Annotated in this window: 8 protein-coding genes; 1 reads left to right on the forward strand and 7 read right to left on the reverse strand. The window is 70.4% G+C overall.

All coding sequences use genetic code 11. From position 1 onward, the window contains the following. Positions 1 to 4: 4 nt before the first annotated feature. The 6 genes from VKZ50_10615 to VKZ50_10640 form a co-directional block, all read right to left on the reverse strand. Positions 5 to 718 (reverse strand): metalloregulator ArsR/SmtB family transcription factor, encoded by a 714-nt coding sequence (locus VKZ50_10615; protein HLJ60172.1) that lies wholly within the window; start codon positions 716 to 718, stop codon positions 5 to 7. Between the two features lie 360 nt (positions 719 to 1,078). Further along, the gene (locus tag VKZ50_10620) at positions 1,079 to 2,707 is read right to left on the reverse strand and encodes an ABC transporter substrate-binding protein (protein HLJ60173.1); all 1,629 of its coding nucleotides are present in this window, start codon (positions 2,705 to 2,707) and stop codon (positions 1,079 to 1,081) included. A 107-nt stretch (positions 2,708 to 2,814) separates the two neighbouring features. Beyond that, complete coding sequence (locus tag VKZ50_10625; GenBank protein HLJ60174.1) at positions 2,815 to 3,738, reverse strand: ABC transporter permease; 924 nt, start codon at positions 3,736 to 3,738, stop codon at positions 2,815 to 2,817. Beyond that, on the reverse strand, positions 3,735 to 4,679 hold the full coding sequence (gene nikB / locus VKZ50_10630; GenBank protein HLJ60175.1) for a nickel ABC transporter permease: 945 nt from the start codon (positions 4,677 to 4,679) through the stop codon (positions 3,735 to 3,737). Before nikB ends, VKZ50_10625 begins: the two co-directional genes overlap by 4 nt. Positions 4,680 to 4,709: 30 nt before the next feature. Then, entirely contained in the window at positions 4,710 to 6,299 is a 1,590-nt protein-coding gene (locus tag VKZ50_10635) for an ABC transporter substrate-binding protein (protein ID HLJ60176.1), read from the reverse strand. A 189-nt stretch (positions 6,300 to 6,488) separates the two neighbouring features. Further along, entirely contained in the window at positions 6,489 to 8,360 is a 1,872-nt protein-coding gene (locus VKZ50_10640; GenBank protein ID HLJ60177.1) for an amidohydrolase, read from the reverse strand. Between VKZ50_10640 and VKZ50_10645 the strand changes: the two genes are divergently transcribed. Further along, a complete protein-coding gene (locus VKZ50_10645; protein HLJ60178.1) occupies positions 8,322 to 9,791 on the forward strand; it encodes an amidase in 1,470 nt (489 codons plus the stop codon). The genes VKZ50_10640 and VKZ50_10645 overlap by 39 nt on opposite strands. Positions 9,792 to 9,868: 77 nt before the next feature. Here VKZ50_10645 and VKZ50_10650 read toward each other — a convergent pair whose 3' ends face one another. Then, positions 9,869 to 11,059: a M20 family metallopeptidase gene (locus VKZ50_10650; protein HLJ60179.1), complete on the reverse strand. Its 1,191-nt coding sequence runs from the start codon at positions 11,057 to 11,059 to the stop codon at positions 9,869 to 9,871. Positions 11,060 to 11,179: the final 120 nt, after the last annotated feature.

Raw genomic sequence — 11,179 nt, forward strand, 5'->3', positions numbered from 1 at the left:
TCGCTTACCCCGCAGCCGCCCTCATGCCCAGGGTCCGGTGCAGCGCCCGCCGGCCGGTCTCCGTGAGGATCACGGCGCGCGTGCCGGGTCGGCGCACCACCCACCCGCGCTCCAGCAACTTCGCCCACAGGGCTGCGCCGAGTGCGCCGCCCAGGTGGGGGCGCCGTTCGGTCCAATCGAGACATGCCGTCGCGAACTGACGCCGCTCCCGCCGCAGCGCCAGCGGATCCACGCCGAGCGCACCGAACGTCTCCGCGCCCGCCGGCCCCAGCTCGACCGGCCCACCGGACGGATCTGGCGGGACGATCGCCCGCCGCGTGACGAGCGCGTCGAAGACCGCCACGCCGAGCCGGCCCGCCAGATGGTCATAGCACGTCCGCGCGTTGACGATCGGCGCAGATCTTCGGGTGGCCGGCCGCGACGCCCCGGCAACGGCAGAGAGCGATTCGACGAGCTGGCCGACCGAAGCGTCGCGCAGCTCGTAGACGATCTGCCGGCCCGCGCGGGTCGCCCGCACCAGCCCGCGCTGCCGCAGCAACGCTAGGTGGTTGGACACTTTCGGCTGCGCCTCGCCCGTCGCCGACACGATCTCCGACACCGCCGCCGGCCCCCCCATCAACGCGTGGAGGATCATCAACCGAAGCGGATCTGCGAGCGCCTGAGCGAGCGCGAGAGCCCGCGGGTCCACGATCGCTTCCGTATCACCGTTGTTCGGCATTGACACGCGCCGCGTCTCCCTGATACCGTAGCCATATGATACATCAGAGTTCGATGATATGTTATCGCACCCATCGCGCCTTGTCAATCTGGCCGGTTTGGAGATCCGCATAACCCCGTCCGACAGCATGGAACGGTCAGATGCTGATCACCAGCGTCTCCCTTCAGACGATCCTCGGGATGTCTCCGCTGCTCGCGGGACTCGGCATGCGGTCGGCGGGATCGGTGATCTGGGCGCGGCGCTGCTGGCGCTTCTCTTCGTCGGACGCGCGGTTGGGGGAGCGCCGATGCGTGAGCCCGGGCGGCGTGCGGCCGGATCGGCCCGGGCGGCAGGGGCCTGTCGGTGGGGCTACTAATGGGGCTACTTCGTCACGTACGCGTCGCTGAACGCGGGAAACGTCGAGTAGTTGTACTTCACGCCCTGGACGGTCGAACGGCGAACCCACACCGACAGTTCGTCCATCATCGGCATCGCCACGGCCTGGTCGAGCAGCATGTGGTCCAAGCGGACGTAGACCGCCTGCCGCTTTGCCGGATCCAACGTGCTGCGCCCTTCCGCGAGCAACCGGTCCACGTCCGCGTTCGAGTAGCACGACCAGTTGAAGTTGGTGCCGATGTTCGCCGTGGAGAATAGAGCGTATAGCGTGTCGGGATCGTTCGCCCGCAGGAAGATCGTCCCCAAGTTGTCCGCGCACTTGAAGTTATCGTCCGTACGCGGTCCGAACGCCTGGCTCTTGATCTTCGCGTCGAACCCGAGCTCCAGCAGCTGGGCCTGCACCGGCTCGATGTCGGGCAGGTCGCCGCCGCCGAGATTCAGGGAGTTGATCACGATCTGGAGCGGCTTGCCGTCCTTCAGGCGGACGTGGTTGGGACCCATCTTCCACCCCGCCTCGTCGAGGAGCGCGCCCGCCTTGCGCGGGTCGTACGGATAGTACGCGCAGGCACCAGGGTCCTGCAGCATCACGTGGCTCACCATGCCGCACGCCGGCGACCCGAGACCCCGGTACACCGAGGCGATGATCGCCCGCCGGTTGATGCCATACAGAAGCGCCTGACGCACCCGCACGTCGTCGGTCGGCGGGCGGCGGACGTTGATCAACCACAGGTAGGCCGACCCGGGGAACGGGCGCGTGTCCTCGACGAGCCGCGTGTCCTTCCGCAGCTGCGTGAGAATCGAGCCGGACGTGCCGTACCCGAGGACGTAGATCATCTGGGTCTCGCCGGACGACAGCGTGATCGCGCGGGTCTCGGCCTCCGGCACGATCTTCCAGACGATCCGGTCGAGGTACGGCGCTCCCTGATGGTCGCTCCACGGCAGACGACGGGTGAACGCGGCGTTCTTGACGAACGTCAGGTGATCGTTCGTCACGTACTCGGTCACCGTGAAGGGACCGCTGCCCACAGGACCCCGCTGCGTCTGCTGCGGCGTCTGCGCGGCCGTGGCCTTGGGCGACAGGATGGCGAGCGTGCCGCCGGCGACGTACGACAAGAACGGCGCGTAGGGGTCCTTGAAGTGCACCTGCACCGTGTGATCGTCCACGACGGTCGAGCCCGTGTACCCGACCAAACTCGACAGCGCTCCGCCGGCCCTGAAGTTGGGGTTCACGATCCGGTCGAAGTTCCACTTCACCGCGTCCGCGTTGAACGGCGTGCCGTCCGAAAAGCGCACGTCCTGCCGCAGGACGAACGTGAACGTCTTGCCGTCCGGTGAGATGCGGTAGCTCGTCGCGAGCCACGGATTGAGCTTGCCGTCGGGACTCTGGTACAGGAGGCTCTCGAAGACATTCAGGCTACCGAGCAGATACGTCGCCGCGGCCGCAGACGCGTGCGGGTCGAGCATCGTCGGATCCGCCTCGAGCCCGATCGTCAGGGTCCCGCCCGTCACCGGCGCGGCCACAGCGCCTGCCCCGGCGATGACCAAGATGACCGCGGCGGCCGCCGCGGCACCGATCCACCCTGCCCGACCGCTCGGTTTCGTGCGCTCCCGCATCCTCGAACCTCCCCGGGCGTCCCGCCACGACCGTGGGACGTCACAGTACTTCCACTACAAGTTCGTCCGAGACGCGGCGGGTCCTGGTCCCGGCGGCGCGACGCACGCTAGGTCGAGCGCTCGCTGCCTGCGGTCCGGCGTGGGTCGAGGGCGTCGTCGAGCGCGTCGCCGAGAAGGTTGAAGCTGACGACCGTGAGGAAGATCGCGGCGCCGGGCACCAGCGAGAGCCAGGGCGCCGTCGTCAGGTAGTTCTTGCCGGTGAGCAGCATCGAGCCCCAACTCGGGATGGGCGGCTGGACCCCGAGGCCGAGGAAACTCAACCCGGCCTCGGTCAGGATCGCGAACGCGACGCTGAGACTCGCCTGCACGACCAGCGGGGAGAGCGCGTTGGGGAGCACGTGGCCGACGAGAAGCCGGAGAGCGCCGGCGCCCACCGCGCGGGCGCTCTCGACGAAGTCGAGGTGGCGGATGGCGAGGACCTGCCCGCGCGTCAGACGGGCGAACGCGGGGATCGTCACGAATCCGATCGCCAGCATCGAGCTGACGAGCCCCGGCCCCAGCGCGGCGCTGATCGCGAGCGCAAGCACGAGCGCGGGAAACGCCAAGATCGCGTCCACCGCCCGCATGATCGCCTCGTCGGGAAGCCCGCCGGCGAACCCCGCCGCGAGCCCGAGCGGTACCCCCACCGCCGCGGCGATACCGACGGAGATCATCCCGGCCACGAGCGAGACACGCGCGCCGTAGATGAGGCGCGCCACCTCGTCTCGGCCGAGATCGTCGGTGCCGAACCAGTGGGCCGGCGAGGGTGGCAGCAGCGCGTCGGACAGGTCGCCGCGCACGGGGTTGCCGGGGGCGATGTACGGGGCGCCGAGGGCGGCCGCGATCGCGAGCGCGACCACGACCGCGCACGGCACGGCCAGGCGCGAGCGCCAAAAGCGGCGCCACGCGCGGCCGCGCCCGACGTCGCGCGGTGCGGCCCCCACCGCCGCGGCCGCCGGATCGCCAGGTGCACGTCCGCGCGCGCGAGTCATTGGTAGCGGATCCGCGGGTCCAGCCGCGCGTAGACGAGATCGACCCCGAGGTTCACGAGGATGAACGAAAGCGCCAGCACGAGCACCGCCCCCTGCACGACGGGAAAGTCACGCGCAAAGATCGCGTCCACGATCAGGCGCCCGACCCCGGGCAGCGCGAAGATCGTCTCGACGATCACGGCACCGCCGAGCAAGCTCCCCGTCTGCAGCCCGAGCACGGTCACCACGGGAATCAGCGCCGTGCGCAGGGCGTGGCGCAGCACGACCCCGCGCTCGCGCACCCCCTTCGCGCGGGCGGTGCGCACGTAGTCGAGCTGCAGGACGTGCAGCAGGCTCGCGCGCGTGATCCGCATCACGATCGCGGCGAGGGCGGCGCCGAGCGTCACGACCGGCAGCACCATCGTGTGGAGGTTGCCGGCGAGGCTGACGCCGAGCGGCACGAACCCCACCGTCGGAAACCACGGCAGCAGCACCGAGAAGAACCAGATCAGCAGGATGCCGAGCCAGAAGCTCGGCATCGAGATCCCGGAGATCGCCAGCGGCGTCACGAGCACGTCGAGCCAGGAGTTGCGGCGCACCGCGCTGAGCACGCCCGCCGGGATGGCGATGCACAGCGACAGGATCATGGCCAGGGCCGACAACTCGAGCGTGGTCGGATAGCGCGCGAGCACGAGCGCGCCGACGGGATCGTGCGTCCGCAGCGACGCCCCGAGATCCCCGTGCGCCGCGTGCCACAGCCACGTCCCGTACTGGGCCGGCAACGGCTGGTCGAGGCCGAGGGCGTGGCGGAGCGCGGCCACGGTGTCGGGGGACGCTTCCTCGCCGAGCATGATCACGACCGGGTCGCCTGGCGTGATGTGCAGCAGCAGAAACACCATGACCGTCACGAGCACGACCACCGGGACCGTCGCCAAAAGACGGCGGACGACATACACGATCATCGCGTTCGGGGCCGGCGGCGGGTCACCGTGCTACGACGTCAACCACGCGTCGGTGAAGCGCATCCCGCCGTCCGGGATATACGTGTACCCCTGCACGCGGGTGCGCAGCGCCTCCGTGTAGTCGGGGTACCGCAGGAACACCCACGGCAGGTCCGTCCCCACGAGCCGGTCCATGCGGGAGTACAGCGCCGCGCGCGCCTTGGCGTCCGCCGTCGCGGCGGCCTTGGCCAGCAGCCCGTCGAACTCCGGGCTCTTGTACCCGTACACGTTGAGCTTGCTCGTGCTGAGAAAGAACCGGCTGAACCCCTGGAACGGATCGAGGGTCCCGAAGTACGTGATGATCGACGCGGCGAAATCCGCGGCCACCAGCCGGCCGAGCAGCGTCCCGTTGTCGAGCGTCACGAGTTGCGCATCGATCCCGACATCGGCCAGTTGCTGCTTGATCGCCTGCGCGAGCTGGATGATCTCCGGGTTGTTCAGGATCTGGACCTGCACGGCGAACCCGTGCGGCTGCCCGCCCTCGGCGAGTTTCGCCTTGGCCTTCACCAGGTCGCGCTGCGGAAACGGGTTGAACGCCGGATCGTAGCCGAGCGCGGTCGGCGGCAGGAACGATCTGGCCGGCGCGCCGATCCCGTAGTAGACGATCCGGTTGATCGCCCCGCGATCCACCGCCCACCCGATGGCCTCGCGCAGCGCGCGGTTGTTGAACGGCGGCTTTGCGAGCTGGAGACGCAGCGAGGCGACGGACAACCCCGGCCGCGCATACATCTGCAGCCCCGAGTCATGTTGGAGCGCTCCGGTGTCCTTCGCGAGCAGGTTCTCCGTGGCGTCGATCGTGCCGCTCCGAACCGCGTTCGCCTTGACCTCGGGATCGGGGATCCCCTCGTAGCGGATGGCGTCCACGTAGGGACGGCCCTTCTGCCAGTAGTCCGCAAACGCCTTGCCGTCGATGTGGTCGCCTTTGAGCCAGCGCACGAACGAGAACGGACCGGTGCCGATCGGGTTGCTCGCGAGGTCCTTCCCGTACTTGTCGATCGCCGCCCGCGAGATCATCAACCCGGAAAACCCCGACAGCGAGTACGGCAGCGGCGCAAACGCACCCGTGAGGTGCAGCCGCAGCGTCGCGGCGTCCACGGCTTCCGCAGCCTCCACGTAGGGGATCTCCCCGCGGCGCGGGGACCCCGCCTTGGGGTCGAGGATGCGATCGAAGTTCGCCTTCGCGCCCTGGGCGTCGAACACGGTTCCGTCGTGGAATCGGACGCCCGGCCGGAGCTTGACCTCCCAGGTCGTGTCGTTCAGGGGTTTCCAGCTTACGGCGAGCTTCGGGACGATGCGCAATTGCGCATCAACGTCCACCAGCCCGTCGAAAAAACCGTAGTAGATCTGACGATCGACTTCGGCGGTGCTGTATCCGGGGTCGAGCGTCGTCGCGTCCGAGTCCAGCCCCACGGTCAGGGTCCCGCCGCGGCGGGGCGCTGCGCCGGCCGCGAGCGACGCCGACGGCGGTGCGGCCGCGAACGCCGCGCCGGCCCCGGGGACGGCGGCCGCCAGGATCGCCGCACGGCGCAAGAGTTCCCGCCGGGGCAGACGTTCGGACCTGTCGCGCCGCTCGTCAGACATCTCCACACCTCCCGATGCGTACGAGAAGACGACCGAGCAGACCCGCCGGTGCGGGTAGCGCGTGCAGACGGTTCGTCGCGCCGGCGGGGGTCCCTCCCCGCAGAGACGCGACCGTTACACCGGTGACCGCATGGGCACCGGGTCCGACAGCCGGGCGACCGAGGGTGCCCTGCGGGGTTCCGGAACTTTCTAGGTTGTACGGGCGCGGCGGAGCGGCGCGGGCACGACATCGTCCGGGATCGGACACCGGTAGCCCTGGCCCCCCGTGCGTTCCGCAAGCTCGGCCTTCGCACGTAACCGCAGCTCCTGGTCGCGGACCGCGTCCAGTCCGGTGGCGGCCATCACCTTGGCCGCGTGCACCATGCCCTTGTGTGCCGCGGGCGACGCGCCCTGCGCGACCATCTGCCAGGAGTGAAACGGCGTCCCGACCGCGTAACAGGCGCCCCACATCTGCGCGGTGGGCACGATCCAGCTCACGTCCCCCACGTCGGTGGACCCGCTGAGCAGACGCGGTGGGCCTTCGAGCGGCACCGGTAACCCGTACAGCCCGTGGGCCTGGGCCGCCGGCGTGCCGTGCGTCTCGATGCTGGACCCGATGTCGTCCGGCGTCAACGTCTGCCTGATCCGCTCGGCGAACGCCGCGTCCTGCGCGTCGAATGCGACGCCGCCCATGCGCGTCAAGTTCTCGTCCATGGCGCGCTCGAGCACGGTGTTGGGCACGAGGTTGGAGCACGCCTTGTCGACCTCGACCTCCAGCTCCGTCTCGGTCATCAGCGCCGCGCCCTCCGCGATCTTCCGCACGCGGGCAAACAGGGTCTGCGCCTGGGCCACTTCGGGGGCGCGGATCAGGTACAGCACCTCGGCCTTCGGCTGCACCACGTTGGGCGAGATGCCGCCCGCGTCGGTAATCGAGTAGTGCACCCGGGCACTCGACGGCATGTGTTCGCGCAGAAAGTTCACGCCGATGTTCATCAACTCCACCGCGTCGAGCGCGCTCCGGCCGAGGTGCGGCGCGCCGGCGGCGTGGGCGGCGCGGCCCCGGAATCGATAGTAGACCTGGATGTTCGCGAGCGAGCCGCGCGACATCACCGCGGCGAAGCTGCCCGGATGCCAGGAGAGTGCGACGTCGAGGTCGTCGAACGCACCGGCGCGGGCCATGAACGCCTTGCCGGAGCCGCCTTCCTCTCCCGGGCAGCCGTAGAACCGTACCGTCCCTTTGATCCCGGTGGCCATGAGATGGTTGCGGAGCGCCACCGCGGCGAGCGCCGCGCCCGCCCCGAGCAGGTTGTGGCCGCAGCCGTGCCCGATCCCGCCCGGGGTGGCGGTGCGCGGTTCCGCGACGCCTGCGTCCTGGCTCAAGCCCGCGAGCGCGTCGTATTCGCCGAGAAATCCGATCACGGGACCGCCGCTCCCGGATTCGGCGACGAACGCGGTCTCGATCCCCGCGACGTTGCGCGTGACGCGGAACCCTTCCTCCTCGAGCGCGGCGACGTGTGCGGCCGCGGACTTGTGTTCGTTGAACCGAAGCTCGGCGAGACGCCAAATCTCGTCCGCGAGAGCGACGAACGTGTCGCGTTTGAGTTCCACCTGCCGCGTGATCTGATCGACGTCGGACACGTCGGTTCTCCTCCTGACCGCTGCCGGTCGCTCCACCCGTGTGATCTTCTGCCGCGCCTCGGTACCGTCTCGAGCGCGGACCGCGGTCGAGGCGCCCACCGCCGATCGCTTCAACGACCGCGCGCGTGCGCCCTGCGCGACGGCGGCGCTGCCGAAATGGACCGCATGGGCGCCCCAGGACAACCCGGTTGCCGCGTGGTAGTGATGTGCCATGACAACGCGAAGACGCACGTCCCGATCGAAGGCCACGACGTCGCGCACCCGCCGCGCCGCACGGCGGGCCACGCGCACGCGGCACGCCGAACTGCGCGAGGTGATCCGGCTGCAGACCCTGTCCGGCCGGGTCGTCCGCAACACGCCGATCCCGATGGCGGTCGAGCCGGCCTCGCTGTTCAGGACGCTGCCGTGAACGACCCCCTCTTCGCCACGATCGGCGAGCTGCACGCGGCGCTGCGGCGGCGCCGCATTTCGTCAGTCGAGCTGACGCGGCTTGCGCTGGATCGCCTGTCCACGGTCGGTCGGCGGTACAACGCCGTGGCCCGGGTATTGCCGGAGCACGCGCTCGGGGAGGCCCGCAACGCCGACCGCCTGCTGCGACGCGGGCGCGGCGCCGGACCCCTCACGGGCATCCCGTACGGCGCGAAGGATCTCGTGACGCTGCGCGGCGTGCCGACGACGTGGGGCGCCAAACCCTACGCCCGTCAGGTGTTCGACTACGACGCGGCCGTCATCGTGTCGCTGCGCGAGGCCGGCGCGGTGCTCGCGGCCAAGCTCGCGATGATCGAGCTGGCGGGCGGCGGCGGGTACCGGTATCCGTCCGCGTCCCTCACCGGTCCGGCTCGAAACCCGTGGAACCGCGACCACTGGACGGGCGGCTCGTCGAGCGGAACGGGCGCGGCGGTCGGCGGCGGCATGGTGCCGTTCGGGATTGGATCCGAGACCTCCGGCTCGATCCTCTCGCCGTCGTCCGGGTGCAACGTCACCGGGCTGCGGCCGTCCTACGGTCTCGTGAGCCGGTACGGCGCGATGGCGCTGTCGTGGACGATGGACAAGCTCGGCCCAATGTGCCGCAGCGCCGAAGACTGCGGCTTGGTGCTGGAGGCGATCGCCGGCGCCGACCCGCGCGATCCCGGAACGGCCGGCCGGGGGTTCCGTATGAACCGCCGGCCGCGAAAACCATCGGAACTGCGGGTCGGATACGCACCGGTGGATTTCGAAGAGACCGCCCAGCCGTCGCTCCGCGCGGCGCTGAACGACGCGCTGCGGGCGTTCCGCGGCCTCGGCGTCAAGCTCCGGCAGGTCGAGCTCCCACCGCTGCCGATCGACTCGGTGGCGCGGATCATCATCCGCGCCGAGGGGTCGACGGTGTTCCAGGATCTCGTGGAAAGCGGGCGTGTGTGGGAGCTCGCGGATCGGCGGCAGGCGATCGGCCTGGTCGCGGGGCTCGAGGTGTCGGCCCGCGACTACCTCAACGCGATGCGGGTCCGGCGGCTGCTGCAGGAGGGGTTCGCGCGCTTGTTCGGCGAGGTGGACGTCATCCTTGCGCCGTCCCGCCCGGCCCCGTCCCCGCGCATCGACGAGCCGATCGACCCGGAGTGGCGCCCGGCGCGCGCAGGCAAGCGCGCGACGAGGCGCGGGTCGGCGTTTCCGCCGGCCAAGGGAAACGCAGCCCTCACCGCCGCGGGGAACCTCGCGGGCCTGCCCGGCCTGTCCGTCCCGTGCGGGTTCAGCGCGAGCGATCTGCCGGCGGCGGTCCAGCTCGTGGGCCGGCCGTTCGACGACGCGACCGTGATCGATCTCGGACGCGCGTTCCAACAGGCAACCGACTGGCACAGGCGGCGGCCGCCGATGCCGGCTCCTCGCGCGAGAGCGTAGCCCAGACCGTCCGTCTGACGAACGCGGAGGGGCACACCGGGATCGCCCGGCGTGCCCCTCCGTACGTTCCGCGCTCCTCAGTTTGCGGCGGCGACATCGGCCTTGAACGCCTTCCACGCCTCGTCCGCGGCCCCCGGCCGGTACATGACGTCGAGCGTCGTCATGGCGAGGCCCTTCGCCGCGTTCATCATCGCCTGGCGGCCGCGCTCCGAGCCCGCCGCCTCGCGGAACTCGGGCGTGTGCCCGGCGAGGTCGCCGTCCCCGATCGCGAGGTACGGGTGGATCGTCGGGCAGATCATGCTGACGTTGCCGATGTCGGACGACCCGACGCCGCCCATCCTCGGCGGTTCCTCGCCCGGCACGCCGAGGCGCGCCAGGTTCTCGCCGAAGAACCGGACGAGCGCCGGGTTGTTGTTGCGCTCCGCGTACGTGACGCCCGTGTCCATCTCGACCGAGGCGCCGGTCGCGATCGCCGCGCCCTCGGCGCACCGCTTCACCTTCACCAGCACCTCTTCCATCGCCGCCCGCGTGGCCGCGCGCACGCTGAACCGCGCCTCGGCGAACTCGGGCACGACGTTCGGCGCGTCGCCGCCCCGGGTGATGATCCCGTGGATGCGCACGTCGCTCGTCACGTGCTGGCGGAGCGAGTCAATCGCGTGGAACGTCAGCATCAGCGCGTTGAGCGCGTTTACCCCGCGCTCCGGCATCGCCGCGGCGTGGGACGACTTGCCGTGGAACTTGATCGTCAGCCGGCGGGAGGCGAGCGCGCCGCGCGCCCACCAGTTCGCCCGCGACGGGTGGAACATCATCACCGCGTCCATGGTGCCGAAGACGCCCTGCTCCGCCATGATAACCTTACCGCCCCCGCCCTCTTCCGCCGGCGTCCCCAGCACCGAGAGTACGCCGGCCAGCGACGGCGCGGCACGGTGCAGCGCGACCGCGGCGCCGACGCTCGCGGTGCAGATCAGGTTGTGCCCGCAGGCGTGGCCCAACCCCCGCAACGCGTCGTACTCGGCGAGCAGGGCCACGTGCGGGCGCTCCTTCGTTCCGCGGACGCGTCCGCGGAACGCGGTCTCCATCCCGGCGACGTTCGTCTCGACGTCGAACCCGTTCGCCTTCAGGAACTCGCTCAGCCACGCGCACGCCTGGCGCTCCTCGAATTGAAACTCCGGGTGCTCGAAGATCCGCCGGCTGAGCGCCCCGAGGTCGTCGCGCAGGCCGTCCACCTCGTGGCAGACACGATCTTTGAGCGCGTTCAGATCGTCCATGGATCGACACCTCTCGAGGAGGATTGAGGACGCGTGGGCCGACGGGAACCGCTTCGCCAAGGAGACCCCGGCGCCCCTGCGAAAGTAGCGGGGGCGCCCGGTCCACGCTCCTGTGGGCGG

It is taken from the genome of bacterium (assembly GCA_035295165.1).
Classification (GTDB): Bacteria; Sysuimicrobiota; Sysuimicrobiia; order Sysuimicrobiales; family Segetimicrobiaceae; genus JAJPIA01.

Coding starts and splice junctions, on each gene's coding strand:
- VKZ50_10615 (HLJ60172.1), bottom strand. CDS start 718: ATGCCGAACAACGGTGATACGGAAGCGATCGTGGACCCGCGGGCTCTC.
- VKZ50_10620 (HLJ60173.1), bottom strand. CDS start 2,707: ATGCGGGAGCGCACGAAACCGAGCGGTCGGGCAGGGTGGATCGGTGCC.
- VKZ50_10625 (HLJ60174.1), bottom strand. CDS start 3,738: ATGACTCGCGCGCGCGGACGTGCACCTGGCGATCCGGCGGCCGCGGCG.
- VKZ50_10635 (HLJ60176.1), bottom strand. CDS start 6,299: ATGTCTGACGAGCGGCGCGACAGGTCCGAACGTCTGCCCCGGCGGGAA.
- nikB (HLJ60175.1), bottom strand. CDS start 4,679: ATGATCGTGTATGTCGTCCGCCGTCTTTTGGCGACGGTCCCGGTGGTC.
- VKZ50_10650 (HLJ60179.1), bottom strand. CDS start 11,059: ATGGACGATCTGAACGCGCTCAAAGATCGTGTCTGCCACGAGGTGGAC.